Source organism: Mesorhizobium silamurunense (assembly GCF_014843825.1).
GTDB classification, from domain to species: Bacteria; Pseudomonadota; Alphaproteobacteria; order Rhizobiales; family Rhizobiaceae; genus Mesorhizobium; species Mesorhizobium silamurunense.
Window position 1 is genome coordinate 1 of record NZ_JHQR01000068.1, and the last position, 15966, is coordinate 15966.

The 15966-nt window shown below is 63.1% G+C and carries 18 protein-coding genes and 1 pseudogene; 9 read left to right on the forward strand and 10 right to left on the reverse strand.

Annotated elements, in window-relative coordinates; translation table 11 throughout:
* Positions 1 to 276: pseudogene (locus DH10_RS08350) on the reverse strand (lytic transglycosylase domain-containing protein); the annotation flags it as partial.
* A gap of 173 nt (positions 277 to 449) precedes the next feature.
* On the opposite strand from DH10_RS08350, the gene DH10_RS08355 reads away from it, so the two are divergent.
* Positions 450 to 1019, forward strand: a complete 570-nt coding sequence (locus tag DH10_RS08355) for a methylated-DNA--[protein]-cysteine S-methyltransferase (RefSeq protein ID WP_192384605.1) — start codon at positions 450 to 452, stop codon at positions 1017 to 1019.
* A gap of 25 nt (positions 1020 to 1044) precedes the next feature.
* Here DH10_RS08355 and DH10_RS08360 read toward each other — a convergent pair whose 3' ends face one another.
* Complete coding sequence (locus tag DH10_RS08360) at positions 1045 to 1374, reverse strand: hypothetical protein (protein ID WP_192384606.1); 330 nt, start codon at positions 1372 to 1374, stop codon at positions 1045 to 1047.
* A gap of 273 nt (positions 1375 to 1647) precedes the next feature.
* On the opposite strand from DH10_RS08360, the gene DH10_RS08365 reads away from it, so the two are divergent.
* Both DH10_RS08365 and DH10_RS08370 read left to right on the forward strand, forming a co-directional pair.
* The gene (locus DH10_RS08365) at positions 1648 to 1860 is read left to right on the forward strand and encodes a cold-shock protein (RefSeq protein ID WP_059186884.1); all 213 of its coding nucleotides are present in this window, start codon (positions 1648 to 1650) and stop codon (positions 1858 to 1860) included.
* Between the two features lie 239 nt (positions 1861 to 2099).
* Positions 2100 to 2300: a hypothetical protein gene (locus DH10_RS08370; protein ID WP_192256114.1), complete on the forward strand. Its 201-nt coding sequence runs from the start codon at positions 2100 to 2102 to the stop codon at positions 2298 to 2300.
* 19 nt (positions 2301 to 2319) lie between these two features.
* Here DH10_RS08370 and DH10_RS08375 read toward each other — a convergent pair whose 3' ends face one another.
* The 3 genes from DH10_RS08375 to DH10_RS08385 all read right to left on the reverse strand — a co-directional run bounded on the left by DH10_RS08375 (position 2320) and on the right by DH10_RS08385 (position 4772).
* Positions 2320 to 2928 (reverse strand): glutathione S-transferase family protein, encoded by a 609-nt coding sequence (locus DH10_RS08375; RefSeq protein ID WP_192256116.1) that lies wholly within the window; start codon positions 2926 to 2928, stop codon positions 2320 to 2322.
* Positions 2929 to 3015: 87 nt separating this feature from the next.
* The gene (locus tag DH10_RS08380) at positions 3016 to 3876 is read right to left on the reverse strand and encodes an EAL domain-containing protein (RefSeq protein ID WP_192256118.1); all 861 of its coding nucleotides are present in this window, start codon (positions 3874 to 3876) and stop codon (positions 3016 to 3018) included.
* Positions 3873 to 4772 (reverse strand): EAL domain-containing protein, encoded by a 900-nt coding sequence (locus DH10_RS08385; RefSeq protein ID WP_192256120.1) that lies wholly within the window; start codon positions 4770 to 4772, stop codon positions 3873 to 3875. Before DH10_RS08385 ends, DH10_RS08380 begins: the two co-directional genes overlap by 4 nt.
* A gap of 205 nt (positions 4773 to 4977) precedes the next feature.
* On the opposite strand from DH10_RS08385, the gene DH10_RS08390 reads away from it, so the two are divergent.
* Positions 4978 to 6180 (forward strand): pyridoxal phosphate-dependent aminotransferase, encoded by a 1203-nt coding sequence (locus DH10_RS08390; protein ID WP_192384607.1) that lies wholly within the window; start codon positions 4978 to 4980, stop codon positions 6178 to 6180.
* Between the two features lie 60 nt (positions 6181 to 6240).
* Here the strand turns inward: DH10_RS08390 and DH10_RS08395 are convergent, their stop codons facing one another.
* Entirely contained in the window at positions 6241 to 6636 is a 396-nt protein-coding gene (locus DH10_RS08395) for a (R)-mandelonitrile lyase (protein ID WP_192256124.1), read from the reverse strand.
* Between the two features lie 307 nt (positions 6637 to 6943).
* On the opposite strand from DH10_RS08395, the gene DH10_RS37825 reads away from it, so the two are divergent.
* The 4 genes from DH10_RS37825 to DH10_RS08410 all read left to right on the forward strand — a co-directional run bounded on the left by DH10_RS37825 (position 6944) and on the right by DH10_RS08410 (position 11913).
* Positions 6944 to 8155: a diguanylate cyclase domain-containing protein gene (locus DH10_RS37825; RefSeq protein WP_343221493.1), complete on the forward strand. Its 1212-nt coding sequence runs from the start codon at positions 6944 to 6946 to the stop codon at positions 8153 to 8155.
* Positions 8061 to 8474 (forward strand): EAL domain-containing protein, encoded by a 414-nt coding sequence (locus DH10_RS37565; RefSeq protein WP_425515306.1) that lies wholly within the window; start codon positions 8061 to 8063, stop codon positions 8472 to 8474. Before DH10_RS37825 ends, DH10_RS37565 begins: the two co-directional genes overlap by 95 nt.
* 221 nt (positions 8475 to 8695) lie before the next feature.
* Entirely contained in the window at positions 8696 to 10747 is a 2052-nt protein-coding gene (locus DH10_RS08405) for an elongation factor G (protein WP_192256126.1), read from the forward strand.
* 668 nt (positions 10748 to 11415) lie between these two features.
* A complete protein-coding gene (locus DH10_RS08410) occupies positions 11416 to 11913 on the forward strand; it encodes a methyltransferase family protein (protein ID WP_192256129.1) in 498 nt (165 codons plus the stop codon).
* Positions 11914 to 12100: 187 nt separating this feature from the next.
* Here DH10_RS08410 and DH10_RS08415 read toward each other — a convergent pair whose 3' ends face one another.
* Together DH10_RS08415 and trxB are read right to left on the reverse strand one after the other, a co-directional pair.
* Entirely contained in the window at positions 12101 to 12997 is an 897-nt protein-coding gene (locus DH10_RS08415) for a LysR family transcriptional regulator (protein WP_192256131.1), read from the reverse strand.
* 72 nt (positions 12998 to 13069) lie between these two features.
* Entirely contained in the window at positions 13070 to 14044 is a 975-nt protein-coding gene (gene trxB, locus DH10_RS08420; protein WP_192256133.1) for a thioredoxin-disulfide reductase, read from the reverse strand.
* Positions 14045 to 14267: 223 nt separating this feature from the next.
* On the opposite strand from trxB, the gene DH10_RS08425 reads away from it, so the two are divergent.
* The gene (locus tag DH10_RS08425; RefSeq protein WP_192256135.1) at positions 14268 to 14750 is read left to right on the forward strand and encodes an Lrp/AsnC family transcriptional regulator; all 483 of its coding nucleotides are present in this window, start codon (positions 14268 to 14270) and stop codon (positions 14748 to 14750) included.
* Here DH10_RS08425 and DH10_RS08430 read toward each other — a convergent pair.
* Both DH10_RS08430 and DH10_RS08435 read right to left on the reverse strand, forming a co-directional pair.
* On the reverse strand, positions 14747 to 15397 hold the full coding sequence (locus DH10_RS08430) for an HAD-IIIA family hydrolase (RefSeq protein WP_192256137.1): 651 nt from the start codon (positions 15395 to 15397) through the stop codon (positions 14747 to 14749). The genes DH10_RS08425 and DH10_RS08430 overlap by 4 nt on opposite strands.
* A complete protein-coding gene (locus DH10_RS08435; RefSeq protein WP_192256139.1) occupies positions 15390 to 15962 on the reverse strand; it encodes a D-sedoheptulose-7-phosphate isomerase in 573 nt (190 codons plus the stop codon). The genes DH10_RS08430 and DH10_RS08435 overlap by 8 nt, the downstream gene beginning before the upstream one ends.
* Positions 15963 to 15966 lie beyond the last annotated feature (4 nt).

The window sequence follows — 15966 nt, forward strand, 5'->3', positions numbered from 1 at the left end:
CAACGGCGCGCCAGGCGTCGCCGCCCCAGGCGTCGTCACCATGGCCACGGCATCGCCGGTCAAAGCCGCCGTCTGCACCTGCGCGAGGCCGGAAGGTTCCGGCAGCACGGCCACCGTTTCAGGCAGCGCAACGGTCGGCGTATCGTCCTCGACGGCCGGCGTCGAAGCCGCTGCAAGCGCAGGCGTGGCCTTCATCTGCGAGGTCGAGGTACAGCCGCTGAGGCCGGCAGCGGCAACGAGCGCGCCGATCGCGGAGAGGATGATTTTCGCTGCCAAGCCCTGCAGGTCCGGTTGTCGGTTGTTAAAAAGTCCTTACACGAGCGATTCCAACCGGGCAATCGGGGCCGTATGCAGGTTTCGGGTGGCGAGACCGAAGCAAACTGCCATATTGCTCCCTATCTGTACTATTCATGTACCTGTTTTTCGCGATTTGCGGAAAGGAGCCCACCATGGAAAACGCATCACCGATCACGGCCGGCCACGCAGTGTTAGAAACAGTGATCGGCTTCATGGGCATTGCCTGGAGCGAAAAGGGTCTGATCCGGCTCTGCCTGCCCGAGCGCAGCCGCGAAGCGGTCGAGCGCCGGCTGTTTGGCCATGCCGGCGTTTCGACCACGACAGAGCAGCCGAAATGGGTGGCCGAACTGATCGCGTCGATCAAGGCCTATGCGGCTGGAGAGGATGTCGATTTTTCCGACGTGCCGGTCGATCTCGACGGCGTCGACGATTTCCGCCTCGCCATCTATGACGCCGCGCGCAAGCTCGGCTTCGGCGAGACCACCACCTATGGCGAACTGGCTAAGCGCGCCGGCCATTCCGGCCTCGCCCGCGAAACCGGTGCGGCCCTCGGCGCCAATCCGGTGCCTCTGGTCATTCCATGCCACCGCATCCTTGCCGCCGGCGGCAAGATCGGCGGCTTCTCCGCACCTGGCGGCTCGGTCACCAAGGAGAAGATGTTGGCCATGGAAGGCGTGCGCGTCGGCCCGCCGCCGGCCGCGCAGGCATCATTCGGTTTCTGACAAGCTTGCCGAACGCCGGGCTGCTCTAGTGATGGGGGAAGAGCCGCCGGCGGAAGTGTCGGTCGAAGTCCGGCCGCTTGCAGACATAGACGGGGCAGGATTTGGTGTCGGCGCTGGGCACATAGGCCCGCGCCCTCACCTCGCCCATGTTGCAGAAGCGTTCGTCCCGCACATAGCGGTCATAGAGCGGCAGTCCCGGAACGCGGCTCGACTGGTAGCGCAGGATGACGGCGCCCTGCCTGGCGATCGTCGCCTGCACGCGATCGCAGCTCATGCGCGTCGGGTCGTAGCGCGAGACGGCCTGCGCCTCGGCGGCCACCAGCATCAGGCAGGCGGCGAGCAGAATTCTCTTCATGGTCCTCTCCTACGACAGCGAGCATATCTTGCCTCCTAGAACGCACGCCTGGCCGCAAAACTTCCACGCGGATTGGGGCCGTTGCACGCTATCGCGGCACATGCCGGTAACGCCATCTTGTTTTCGTCCGCGAACCATACTATATCCGACGCATTGAATTTGGCCGATCGATCGGGCCTCGCGATCTTCGCGTTTGCTGACGTCTCCAAAATTTCGATACCGCCGGCCGGGCTTTGGTCCGGTCAAACGAAGCAAATGTGAAGGATATTCTAAATGGCAACTGGTACGGTCAAGTGGTTCAACGCCACCAAGGGCTTCGGCTTCATCCAGCCCGACAGTGGCGGCGCGGACGTTTTCGTCCACATCTCCGCCGTCGAGCGCGCTGGCATGACCACCCTCGTTGAAGGCCAGAAAATCAACTTCGAGATCGAGCAGGACCGCCGCACCGGCAAGTCCGCTGCTGGATCTCTGAGCAAGGCAGCCTGATTTTTGCGAATGGCGCGCGCCGGACGAAGGTTCGGGGCGCACGGCAAGTCACGGATGTACTGACGGTCGCGCGATAAGCGCGCCGGAGCGGAAGGATCCGACAAGCCGAAGCAGCAGATTGCTGCCGGCCCGGCTCCGACGTTCCCGATCAGGCTACCGGCATAGGAAGGCGGGCATTGTCCCGCCTTTTTTGTTGTCTGTCTTTGGCAGCGCTCTCCCGCGCATGTTAGAGTCGCCACATGACCAAGCTCGAGCAAATCCAAGCACTCGTCACCGATCTTGATCCAGGGGAATTCAAGGCGTTTGCTGCCTGGTTCGAGGCGCTTCAAGCTGACTTATGGGATAAGCAGATCGAAGCCGACGCCAAGGCCGGTCGGCTGGATAAGCTTGCCGAGCAGGCGTTGGCTGAAATTCGGGCCGGAAAGCTTCGACCTCTTTAGTTTCAGCCGCGAGACCTGCTCAGGCCTGCCACTCGATCGGCACATGCCCCTTATCCGCCTCGACGCGATTCAGCCACTCCACCACGGCCGGATAGGCGTCAAGCTGGAAGCCGCCCTTCTCGGCGGTATGGGTATAAGCATAGAGCGCGATGTCGGCGACGCTATAAGTGCTGCCTGCGAAAAAGGCGTTCTGCTCCAGATGCTTGTTCATCACGTCGAGCGCCTTGTTGCCGCGCTCCAGCGTCAGGGCGAGCCGTTCAGGCGTCGCATCCTTCGCCCTTTCCGGAAATGTGCGCAGCGCCTTGCGCACCGCGATATAGGGCTCGTGGCTGTACTGCTCGAAGAACAGCCATTGATAGGCCAGCCCGCGCTCGTATCTGTCGGCAGGCAGGAAACGCGTGCCTTCGGCGAGATAGAGCAGGATGGCGTTGGATTCGGCGATGCGCCGGCCGTCGTCGAGCTCGAGCAGCGGCACCATCGCGTTTGGGTTCTTGGCGACATAGTCGGCCTTGCGCGTCTCGCCGGTATGTGAGCTGACCTCGACACGGCTGAAGGGAATGCCGAGCTTTGCCATCAACAGACGCGGCTTGTAGCAATTGCCGCTGTCGATCATGTCATAAAGTATCATGGCCCTCTCCTCGAGCATCGAGCGATCGAGAAGCCTCTAACCCGCTTGCGCGAGTCTCATCCAGTGATTTGTTTTTGGGTCAAAACATCAGCGGCGCTGATGCAATTGCACGACCTTGTTGTCCGTGGCGAGCAGCGCATCGATCGAAAGCGGCTCTTCGTTGAAGATCGTGCCGGCGAGCGCCGGGCGGGCGAGGTGGAACCCTTGCAGAAGGTCGACGCCGCCGTCGAGCGCGACGCGCAGATGCGTGGCCTGCTCGATGCCTTCGACCAGCACCTTGGCGCCGCGGTCGTGCAGCATCGAGACCAGCGGCCGGAAGAACCGCTCGGCAGCGGCATGGCGGCAGAACTCGGCGAACCAGCCGCCGTCGATCTTGACGATGTCCGGCAAAAGCAGGCTCATGCGCGTTTCGGTCGAATGTCCAGTGCCGAAATCGTCGATGGCGATGCGGATGCCGTCACGCCTCATCTCGCGCACGATGCCGGCGAGCCGATGCTCGTCGGCCGCCTGTTCGGTGATCTCGCAGACCAGCCTGGTCGGCTCGAGGCCGAAATCGCCGAGATGCCTGGTCATGAGGCGGATCTCGGCCAGCGCCCGCCCGAGGTGATCGTTGATCATCGGGTTGTAGTTGAAGAACAGGGTAAGCCCATCGACGCCGATGTTGCGGTAGTTGCCGAGATGCAGCATCCGGCACATCGTCTCGACGAACAGGCGATCCGATGCCGGCACACCGTCGAAGAACACCGGCGGCGCCACGGGCCTCGCCGCGCGGCGCGGCTCGATCAGGGCTTCGACGGCGACAGCTTTCAGCGTCCTGCCCTGCGGCGCGAAGATCGGCTGGTAGGCGCTCCACAGCCGGAACTCGCCATAGACGCCGAACTGGAGGCCGATCTCGTCGGCGAAGATTGCCTCGGCGGCATTGCGCCGCCTCTCGGGCCCCGCGGTCATGGCCTCCCCTTGCGCCCGAACACCCTCGGCGGTCGCGACGGCGGCACGGGAGCGGAATTGGTTGCGACCGAAGTCTTGCTCTCTTCAGCTTCGGACACCCGCGTAGTCTTGCCGAAGACGCGAAAACTGGTCGGCGCCAGTTCCGGCCGGGCGAGCACATAGCCTTGCACCATGGAGGCCCCGGATTTCTCGGCGAGCTCGAGCTGCCAGCCTTCCTCGATGCCTTCGAAGACCGTGCGGATGCCCTGGCTTTCGAAACTCTTCACCATCGCGGTAAGCAGCGCGAATCCGGCCCCGGACTCCATCAGCTGCGTGATCCAGTGGGCATCGAACTTGACGATGTCGGGCTTGAGCTCCTTGATGCGGTTGATGTCGGACTCGTCGGCGCCGTAATCGTCCACGGCGATGCGGAAGCCGTTGCCCCTCAGCGCTTCGACAAAGCTGTAGAGCGTCTCCTGCGAAGCCGATTTCTGCTCGGTCACCTCGCAGACGATGCGGCGCGGATCGATGCCGGCCTCGTGCAGCACCAGGCGCATGTCGCGCAGCGCCTTGTCGACAATGGCGCGATCAGTGAACACAGACGGATCGAAATTGATGAAGATGGATGCCTCTTCCGGCAGGCAGGCACCGGCGTTGAGCAGATGCAGCGTCCTGGTCAGCGCCTCGATATGCAGCCGGTCGCCCGCCGGGCAGGTGCCGAAGAAACTCATCGGCGACTGCGGCTCACCATCGCGGAACGGCCGGATCAGGCCCTCGAAGGCGACGAGCGAAAGCTTGCCTTCATTGAAGGCGAAGATCGGCTGGAAGGCGCTCTGCAGCGTGTAGATGCCCCAGACACCGCTCGAGGTGCCGTCATCATGACGGATGATATGGGCAAGCCCGATGCTGCGCGACAAAGGTCCCTCGCTCCGCGAAATCAGCGGAATTCAATCAGCCATCCTGCCAGCCAAGGGTTTACCGGTCGTTGATGAATTTATAGTTGCCGGTCACACCACCTTGACCGCTGGATCATCCGACAATGCTTGCGCTTGGGCCGATCATGCGACATGAGAGGCGCCGCGGCCGCTCCTGGCCGCGCCATTCTCTTGGAGACGCTCTGTCATGGCCTTTCTTGCCGACGCCCTTTCCCGCGTGAAGCCTTCCGCGACCATCGCGGTGACGCAGAAAGCGCGCGAGCTGAAAAATGCCGGCCGTGACGTCATCGGCCTCGGCGCCGGCGAACCTGATTTCGACACGCCCGACAACATCAAGAACGCGGCGATCGACGCGATCCGCCGCGGCGAGACCAAGTATCCGCCGGTTTCCGGCATCGCGCCGCTGCGCGAGGCGATCGCGAAAAAGTTCAAGCGCGAGAACAATCTCGATTACCGGCCGGAGCAGACCATCGTCGGCACCGGCGGCAAGCAGATCCTGTTCAACGCCTTCATGGCGACGCTGAACCCCGGCGACGAGGTCATCATCCCCCGCCCCTATTGGGTGAGCTACCCGGAGATGGTGGCGATCTGCGGCGGCACGTCGGTTTTTGCCGATACCTCGATCGACAACGGCTTCAAGCTGACGGCCGAGGTGCTGGAAAGGGCGATCACGCCGAAGACGAAATGGCTGCTGATGAACTCGCCGTCCAACCCGTCCGGCGCCGCCTACACCGAAGCCGAGCTTCGCGCTCTGGCCGACGTGCTGCTCAAGCACCCGCATGTCTGGACATTGACCGACGACATGTACGAGCACCTGACCTATGGCGACTTCGTCTTCAAGACCATCGCCGAGGTCGAGCCGAGCCTCTACGAGCGCACGCTGACCATGAACGGCGTGTCGAAAGCCTATGCCATGACCGGCTGGCGCATCGGCTACGCCGCCGGCCCGGTGCCGCTGATCAAGGCGATGGACATGATCCAGGGCCAGCAGACTTCGGGCGCCTGCACCATCGCGCAATGGGCTTCCGTCGAGGCGCTCAATGGCCCGCAGGACTACATCGCGAAGAACAAGGCGATCTTCCAGGGCCGGCGCGATCTTGTCGTCTCGATGCTCAACCAGGCGCGCGGCATCACTTGCCCGTCGCCGGAAGGCGCCTTCTATGTCTATCCGTCTTGCGCTGAGCTGATCGGAAAGAAAACGAAGAGCGGCAAAGTCATCGACAGCGACGAGGCCTTCTGCTCGGAACTGCTCGACGTCGAAGGCGTCGCGGTGGTGTTCGGCTCGGCCTTCGGCCTCGGCCCGAACTTCCGCATCTCTTACGCCACCTCAGAGGCGCTGCTGGAAGAAGCCTGCACCCGCATCCAGCGCTTCACCGCATCGCTGACCTGACCGGCAACGCGGCCGGCCGATGAGAAAAACCCGGCTTCGCGCCGGGTTTTTTTGGACTTCTCAGCCGCCATATTGCTCGTCGGAGACCGCCTCCAGCCACTCGGCGTGGACGCCGTCCAGCGCTTCCTGCATGGCAACATGCGTCATGGTGGTTTTCGGTCCAGCGCCGTGCCAGTGCTTCTCGCCCGGCGCGAAGGAGACGACGTCGCCCGCCCTGATCGCCTCGATCGGCCCGCCCCATGTCTGCGCAAGCCCGGCGCCCGAGGTGACATAGAGCGTCTGGCCGAGCGGGTGCGAGTGCCAATGGGTGCGGGCGCCCGGTTCGAAGCTGACCAGCGTCGCCCTCAGCCGCGCCGGCGCCTCCTTCTCGATGATCGGCGTCTGCAGCACCTTGCCGGTGAAATACTTTTCAGGCGCGATGACCGTCGGCACGCTACCGCACGCAATGATCTTCATCGTAGAAATCCTCAATCGTTGACGAACCGGCAAATCGCTAGCGCGGCATCTCGCAGTCTAGTTTCACCCCGGCACGGGGCCAGTGCAACCGGCCTTTCCGATTGTCGACCTCGACGGCACCGAAACATGCTTCGGCGCTGCTTCAACTCATTTTATTAGCCATTTAAAATACTGTCATAAATTGTTGCTTTTTAACCATAAAATGAGGCGCCGGGCCGCGCGCCTGGGAACCGGGCAAGGCAGCGGCCATGCTCAATGTCTTTTTAACGGCTGGGCTCTAGCCATGGCCGTGCTGTGGGGCACGGACATGAGCATCTCAGCGACAATCGAGGGTCATAGCGGCAGGATTTACCGCGGCATTCAGGCGCTGCTTGTGGCGAGCATCGCCGCCACCGCTACTGCCGTCTTTGGCCTGACCGAAAATGCCTCCCGCGCCACCGCTCTTACGATGGCCGCGACATCGACCAGCCTGGCGCTCCTGGTGCTGATGTATATGCGCTCGAGCATCGTCCAGCGCCTGCAGTCGGCGGCGGACGCTGAAGCCGAGAAGCACCGCTTTCTCAGCATCGACGCCATGACCGGCGCCATGACCCGACGCTATTTCCTCGAGGCGCTGAACGACAGGCTAGGCGCCTTGCGCAACGGGCGGCAGGCGAGCCTTGTGCTGATCGACCTCGACCATTTCAAGCAGCTCAACGACACTTTCGGCCACCAGTTCGGCGACCTTGCCCTCGCCTATCTGGTCAAGGAGGCGGAGCGCATCTTTGCCGATAGCATTGTCGGACGGCTGGGCGGCGACGAGTTCGGCGTCATTATCCCGCATGGCGACGCGGCCGCGCTCGACAAGGATGTGCGCCGGCTGCTCGACGCGATGCGGGCCGGAAAGCGGCATGAAGGCAAGATCATTCCGCTGTCGATCTCGCTGGGGGTTGCGCTTGCGCCGCTGCACGCCTCCAACCCCACCGAGCTGATGTTGCTTGCCGATCTCGCGCTCTACGAAAGCAAGGCGGCAGGCCGGGGTCGTGTCACCGTCTTCGACGAGGAGATGCTGTCGGACAAGCGATACCGCCGCCTCGTGGAGCGCGAGTTGCGCGCCGCCGTCTATCTTGGCGAGCTGGAGCTCCACTACCAGCCGATCGTCGGCGCCGAGGGCTCCATCGACGCGCTCGAAGGCTTGATCCGCTGGCGCCATCCCGTCCGCGGGCTGATCTCGCCGGCCGAATTCATCCCGATTGCCGAGCGTTCTGCCCTCATCGACATGATCGGCGAGTGGGTCTTCAAGCGCGCCTGCGCCGATATCGGTCACTTTCCAGGGCGGCGCATCTCGATCAACGTCTCGGGCGAGCAGCTGAAGCAACGACGAGATCGTGACGATGTGCGAGCGCATTCTGCGCGAGACCGGCCGGTCGGCATCCTCGTTCATCATCGAGATCACCGAGACGGTTGCGACCGCCGCGACGCCGGAAATCCTCAGGCGCCTGGAAGCCTTGCGCGGGCTCGGCTTCCATATCGCGCTTGACGACTTCGGCACGGGTCACTGCGGCTTCAACTATCTGAAGACCTTGCCCATCGACAGCGTCAAAATCGACCGATCCTACATCCGCAGCCTCGCCCACGATCAGGTGGCGCAGATCTTCGTTTCCGCGCTCGCCCAGATCGCGCGCATCCAGGACATCACCATCGTCGCCGAAGGCGTCGAAACGTCGGAGGAGTTCACCTTTGCCCGCACCGCCGGCTGCAGCCGCTTCCAGGGCTATTTCTTCGGCAAGCCGGCGCCGCGCGACAAGGCGAGCGTGCTCTGCGCTGCCGATAGCAAGCCACTGGCGCTCAGCGCCTGACAAACTGGGCGCCTGACAGACCAAAGCCGGCGCACTTCCTATTTCTCTTGCCCTCTCCGCGAACCCGTGTGACGATGGCCTTGGGCAGGTGGTGAGCAACAGCCCCGTCCGCGACGGCCGAACAGGCCGGCCGCCGCTCTTCACAGAGTGCGATCGGACGCAAAACCGGTTTCCACTTTTGCTGATCGCTCTCTTGGGAAACGCCTGAGTGGAGGTCAGCCATGGGTACTCGCGCCGGAGGACGACGCACGGGACCGAAATGCATTGCCATAGTCGGTCCCTTCGCAAGCGGTAAGACGACACTTCTCGAAGCAATCCTGGCCCGCACGGGCGCCATCCCCCGCCAGAATCCCGTCTCATCGGGCAACACTGTTTCTGATCATTCGCCAGAAGCCCGTGCCCACGCCATGAGCGTCGAGGCGACTTTCGCCACCACGGAGTTCATGGGCGAGCAGTTCACCTTCGTCGACTGCCCCGGCTCCATCGAATTCGCCTTCGAGGCTGAGCCGGTGCTTGCAGCCTGCGATGTCGCAGTTGTCGTCGCCGAAGCGGACGAAAAGAAGATCCCGGCGCTCCAGCTCATCATGCGCAAGCTCGACGATCTCGGCGTGCCGCGCATCCTGTTCCTTAATAAAGTGGACAAGGCCATCGCCGGCGTGCGCGAGACGCTCAAGATGCTGCAGCCGGCAAGCTCCGTGCCGCTGCTGCTGCGCCAGATTCCGCTGCGCAAGGACGGCGTCGTCATCGGCTCGATCGATCTGGCGCTCGAGCGCGCCTATGTCTACCGCGAATATGCCGAAAGCCAGGTCGCCGAGATTCCGGACGACGACAGGGCGCGCGAGCTCGAGGCCCGCTTCTCGATGCTGGAGACGCTGGCCGACCATGACGACCAGCTGATGGAGCAGTTGCTCGATGAGATCGAGCCGCCGAAGGATGCGGTCTTCGACGATCTTGCCGCCGACCTCCGCGCCGGCACAGTGACGCCGGTGCTGATCGGCACCGCCGAGAAAGGCAATGGCGTGCTGCGCCTGTTGAAGACGATCCGCCACGATGCGCCGGACGTCGAGGCGACCCGCAAGCGCCTTGGCGCGCCAGACGGCAACCAGACGGTCGTGCAGGTGATGAAGACCATCCACACCGCGCATGGCGGCAAGCTGTCGGTGTCACGCGTGCTTTCCGGGCAGTTGGCCGATGCGGCCGAGCTCTTCCTCTCCAGCGGCGACACGACGAAGGTCTCCGGCATCTACAAGATGCTTGGCAAGGACCAATTGAAGCTGTCATCGGCCAAAGCCGGCGACACCATCGCGCTCGGCAAGCTCGACAATGTCAGGACCGGCCAGACGCTGAGTTCCGCAAAGGGCGGCATCAGCCCGCTGCTCGCACTGGAGCCGCCACAGCCGGTATTCGCCTTCGCGCTTCGCCCCAAGGAACGCAAGGACGAGGTCAAGATGTCGGCGGCGATCCAGAGGCTTGCCGAGGAAGACCCCTCGCTCAGCCTGCACCACAACCAGGACTCCGCGGAGACCGTGCTGTCGGGGCATGGCGAAATGCACCTGCGCGTGGTGCGCGAACGCCTGGAAGGCAAGAACCAGATCCCGATCGAAGGCCACTCGCCGGCGGTGCCCTATCGCGAGACGATCCGCAAATCCGCACAGCAGCGCGGCCGCCACAAGAAGCAGTCCGGCGGCCATGGCCAGTTCGGCGACGTGGTGATCGAGATCAAGCCGCTGCCGCGCGGCTCGGGCTTCCAGTTCACCGACTCCATCACCGGCGGCGTCGTGCCCAAGACCTACATCCAGTCGGTGGAGACGGGCATTCGCGACTATCTGAAGAACGGCCCGCTCGGCTTCCCGGTTGTCGATGTCGCCGTCAACCTGTCGGACGGCTCCTACCATGCGGTCGACTCTTCCGACATGGCCTTCCAGATGGCGGCGAAGCTGGCGATGAAGGAAGGCATGGCGGCCTGTTCGCCGGTCCTGCTGGAGCCGATCATGAAGGTCGAGATCGTCACGCCCTCGGATGCAACCTCGAAGATCATCGCTCTGATCCCGCAGCGGCGCGGCCAGATCCTCGGCTATGACGCGCGGCCCGACTGGCCGGGCTGGGACGTGGTCGAGGCGACCATGCCCCAGGCCGAGATCGGCGACCTGATCATCGAGTTGCGGTCGGCGACGGCAGGCGTCGCCAGCTACAAGGCCGCTTTCGACCATATGGCCGAACTGACCGGCCGCCTGGCCGACGAGGCGATGAACGCCAACGGCAAGGCTGCCTGACCGATTTTGGCTGAAGATGCGAAAACGGCGCCCGGATCATCCGGACGCCGTTTCTTATTGCGGACCGTCTTCCTGGAAGGCAACGGCAGGTCCGCCGCATCAGGAAATGGTTCGGACGCGGTAGCTGCCTGAGCCCGGCCTGTCCGGGTGATGCCCCCATCTCCCGAACCGACCAACCGCGTCCTATGATTTACTTAATCGATAGAGTGCGTCTGCGACATGTTACCCGATGTTACATGTCACTGTTACGTGGCTCCCGTGCACGCATTTCCGCTACCGGCGTGACCCCAGCGCAACAAAAAAGCCGGATCAATAAAGATCCGGCTGAGTTTGATTGGAAGTGCCGATTAGGGCTAACCTCCAGAGGGGAACACTCGAGGGCGCTAATGGGAGGAGAACGCGCCCTGGAGATGAACTATATATGTGCTCATCATGCCCAAGAAACAAGCATCTATTTTGCAACACACGCATGCAAAAAGACGCAGGCTGTGGTCTAACCCTTTCCGAGTACCGATAGGACCAGAAAAAATCGCCGAATCCGGAGCCGTTCCGGACTGAAAGCGATCGCTGATATGCAAATCGGGTCAGATTCCGGCCGCGAAATACGCTAAATTCAAAATGATGCGAACTCGGGCAGGTCGCGTTTATTTTTGCGGCAGGAGAGCCTGATGCGAACTTTTTCGGCAATTGCCGGCAGCGCCGTGTTCTTTGTTGCCGCCCCCGGCGTCGTCGCCGGGCTGCTCCCCTGGTTGCTGAGCGACCGCTATCGCATGCCGCAGTCCACCGTGCCGGGTTTTGTGCCGGCTGGCTGGATCCTCGTCGTCGGCGCCGCGGCGGTCCTGCTTCATTCCTTCGCGCGCTTCGCGCTTGAGGGCCTGGGCACGCCGGCCCCTGTCGCACCGACCGAGAAACTCGTTGTCGGCGGTGTCTATCGCCATGTGCGCAACCCCATGTATGTGGCGGTGCTGTCGATCATCCTCGGCCAGGTGCTCATCTTTTCGAGCTGGGCGACGCTCGTCTACGGCCTGATCGCCGCGTCGGCGATGATCTCCTTCGTCAAATTCTACGAAGAGCCGACGCTCGCCCGCCGCTATGGCGCCGAATACGAAACCTATCGCCGCGCCGTTCCTGGCTGGCTGCCGCGCATCACACCGTGGCGCGGGTGACCCGCCCTTCCTCAGGGAGCGCCAATATTCAGGTCAGGCTGAGTCGAGAACGGTAGGTTCCGAGAACCGGAACGGAGCGACTTCAACTACGTGAGTACCGTCCTACGCCGGCCGTAGCCTTAACTGCACGGCGATACATGAGTGCTTCGTCCGGCGAAGGCCGGAAGCGCAGGAACCCGCCGTTCGCCTAGTAGGACCAGCTACGGGCCTTGGCGATGATAAAGTCGCGGAACACATGTAGCTTCGCCTGGTTCTTCATTGCGTCGGGATAGGCGAAATAGGTGTCGAAGGACGGCACCTCGGTCTCAGGCAGCAACTGAACCAGGTTCGAGTCCTTGTTGATGACGTAGTCGGGCAGCATGGCGATGCCGGCGCCGCCCTGGACCGCGCGCTTGATCGACAGGATGTCGTTGATCTGCAGCGTCGGCACTCGTTGCCCGCCTTCGAAATCGCCGACCGTTTCCAGCCAGTTCAGTTCCGACAGATGCGAGGGCACCGGCACGCCGAAAGTGACGATCCGGTGGTTCCTGAGCTCGGCGATCGAGGCAGGCTTGCCGAATTTCGCTACATAGGAAGGCGCCGCGTAGAGATGGAAGTGCACGGTGAACAGCCGGCGCTGGATGAGATCCGGCTGCTGCGGCTGCCTGAGGCGGATGGCGCAGTCGGCCTGGCGCATGGTGAGGTCGAGCTCCTCATTGGCAAGGATGAGCTGCAGGCTGATCTCGGGATAGAGCTCGATGAATTCCTGCACGCGCTCGGTCAGCCAGCCGGCGCCCAACCCTACCGTGGTCGTCACCCTCAGCACGCCGGATGGGCGATCCTTGGTCTCGGTCAGCCGCGACTTGATCGTCTCCAGCTTCATCAGCACGTCATGCGCCGTGCGGAACAGCATCTCGCCCTGCTCGGTCAGCACGAGGCCGCGCGCGTGGCGATGAAACAGCGCCACGCCGACATCATGCTCCAGCGCGCTGACCTGCCGCGAAATCGCCGATTGCGACAGATGCAATGTCTCGGCGGCATGGGTGAACGACCCAGCCTCCGCCGCAGCGTGAAACACGCGTAGCTTGTCCCAGTCCAGCGCCATGATTCCCCTCGTGTTGTCTTTGGCGTCTGAATGAAAAATCAGGCTTTTAAACGGCTTCTCGCAGCCGATAGCTTATTCCGCCGCTTCGCGCTGAACTTCGATCCCCGCCAGATATTTCTCCGCCTCGAGCGCGGCCATGCAACCCAGTCCCGCCGCCGTCACCGCCTGCCGGTAGACGTCGTCGGTGACATCGCCGGCGGCAAACACGCCGGGAACGTCGGTGCGGCTAGAATCGGGCGCCGTCCACAGATAGCCGTTCGGCTTCTGTTTGAGCTTGCCGACGAAGAGCTCGACCGCCGGCGCGTGGCCGATCGCGACGAAGACACCATCGACCTTCAGCCGCGACACTTCTCCTGTCACCACGTTGCGCAACTTCAGCCCGTCGACCGAAGGCGGCAGCGGCGCCTTGCCCGGCTGCCCGGTGATCTCGTCGACGACAGTGTCCCAGATGACGCGGACATTGTCCTTCTTGAACAGCCGCTCGCGCAGGATGCGCTCGGCGCGGAAATCGGCGCGCCGGTGAATGACGGTGACACTCTTTGCAAGATTGGCAAGGTAGAGCGCCTCCTCGACCGCCGAATTGCCGCCTCCGACCACCGCGACATCCTTGCCGCGGTAGAAGAAGCCGTCGCAGGTGGCGCAGGCCGACACGCCGAAGCCCATGAAGGTCTGTTCCGATGGGATGCCCAGCCACTTGGCCTGCGCGCCGGTCGCGATGATCAGCGCATCTGCCGTATAGACAGTGCCGGAATCGCCGGTGGCGCGGAATGGCCGCACATTGAGGTCGACCTCGGTGATGATGTCGTTGACGATCTCGGTGCCTACATGCTCGGCCTGTTTGAGCATTTGCTCCATCAACCAGGGGCCCTGGATCGGATCGGCGAAGCCCGGATAGTTTTCGACATCGGTGGTGATCATCAACTGGCCGCCCTGCTGCAGTCCGGCGACGAGCATCGGCTTCAGCATGGCGCGGGCGGCGTAGATCGCCGCCGTGTAGCCGGCCGGACCGGAGCCGATGATGAGAACGGGCGCGTGTTTGGTGTTCATGAAAAAAGTCCCCTGCGGCACGAGGCCGTGGTTTGTCGCCGGTAATGTAAGTGTTGCCCGGCAAGCCAGCAAGGCAGCTTGGCCTTCGTCCCCGGAAAGCTTCGAGGCACGGCATACAGGACCATATCCTCACCTTGAAGCAGAAAAATCATCGCAAAGGGGATGGCCTCCCGCACGAAACCAAATTACAAAATCGCGAAAGATTCTTGCGCGAAAGCCATTCATGCCGCTCAAAGCCGATCTCGACGCCATCGACTGGAAGATCCTGCGCGAATTGCAGAACGACGGCCGCATGACCAATGTTGAGCTGTCCAACCGCGTCGGCATCTCGGCGCCGCCTTGCCTGCGCCGCGTCCGGCGGCTGGAAGAGGCCGGCATCATCCGCGGCTATCGCGCGCTCCTCAACGCGCCGGCGCTCGGCATGGATGTCGTTGCCTTCTGCCTGATCGGCCTGCATCACCAGGCCGATGCCGAGCTAAAATCCTTCGCCGAGCGCACGCGCGGCTGGCCGATCGTGCGCGACGCCTGGATGGTGTCGGGCGAGTCCGATTTCCTGCTGCACTGCGTGGCGAGCGATCTCGGCACCTTCCAGACCTTCGTCATCGAGGAGCTCGCCTCTGCCCCCAACGTCGACACCGTGCGCACCGCGCTGACCATCCGCCGCGTCAAGGACGAGGGGTTGGTGGCATTCGAGGGGAAGTCCTAACCCCTGCCAAGCCCGGCGATAAAATCGCAAAGCCTCCGATGGTCGTTGCCTGTTGTCAGCTTGCGCGCGATGAAGGCGCCGTCGCCAAGTTTTCGGTTGACCCGGCTTCCGACTTGCCAGCCTTCCACCAGCCCGCCCCGCCGCCCCGCCTCCATGTCGTCGGCCTTGTCGCCAACGATGATCGAGCGACCCGTGTCCAAGTTCAAAAGATCGCAGGCGCGCAAGAGCATTCCCGGATTGGGCTTGCGCATCGGATGATCGCCTACCGCTAGAACACCCGTGCCGCTTGAATGATAGGCACAGGCTAGCACTAGATCGATCTTGCATTCTTCCGCTTCGAGAAGCTCCAGGAGTCGGCCATTGACTGCCGCGAATTCCGACCAGCCGAAATAGCCGCGTGCGATGCCCGACTGGTTCGAGACAATGACTGCCGGAAGCCCGACAAGATTGGCGGTTCGGATGACCGGCAGCATCTCCGGCCGCAGCACGATGTCTATAGGGTTGCTCGGGTAGCCGGTGTCGACATTGATGGTGCCGTCGCGGTCGAGGAAGAGCGCCGGCAGACCGGCCGGAAAGGCTCTGGACCCAATCCGCTCGACCCACAGGCCGGGCTCGGCGAGCGGAAAATCTCCCTCGCGGTCAGCCATCGCTGAGACGCGCTTCCACCGCCTCGCACAGATGGTGGTAGAGGCAGAGGTGCCCTTGCTGGATGATCGGCGTCGAGGTCGAGGGCACGTTGAGCAGGATGTTGGTCAGCGGCTTCAACTTGCCGCCGGTGTCGCCGGTCAGGCTGATCACCGTCATGCCCATTTCCCGCGCCTGCTCGGCGGCGGCAAGGATGCTCGGCGAATTGCCGCTGGTGGAGATGGCGAGCAGCACCGCACCCTCCGATCCATGCGCCTCGACCTGGCGCGAGAAGACGGTGTCGAAGCCGTAGTCGTTGCCCCAGGCGGTCAGCACCGCCGCATTGGCCGGCAGCGCGATGACATTGTAGGCCTTGCGCTCCTTGAGGAAGCGGCCGACCAGTTCGCCGGCGATGTGGATGGCATCGCTCGCCGAGCCGCCATTGCCGCAGATCAGCAGCGCCTTGCCCTGCGAAAGCGCCGTCACGACCGTGCTCACCGCGCGTTCCATCTCGCCGGTGAGGTCGCGCTCGACCATCGCCGAGATCGCCGCCGCGGAGCGGACCAGATAGTCGTTCAAGTCGGACATGGAA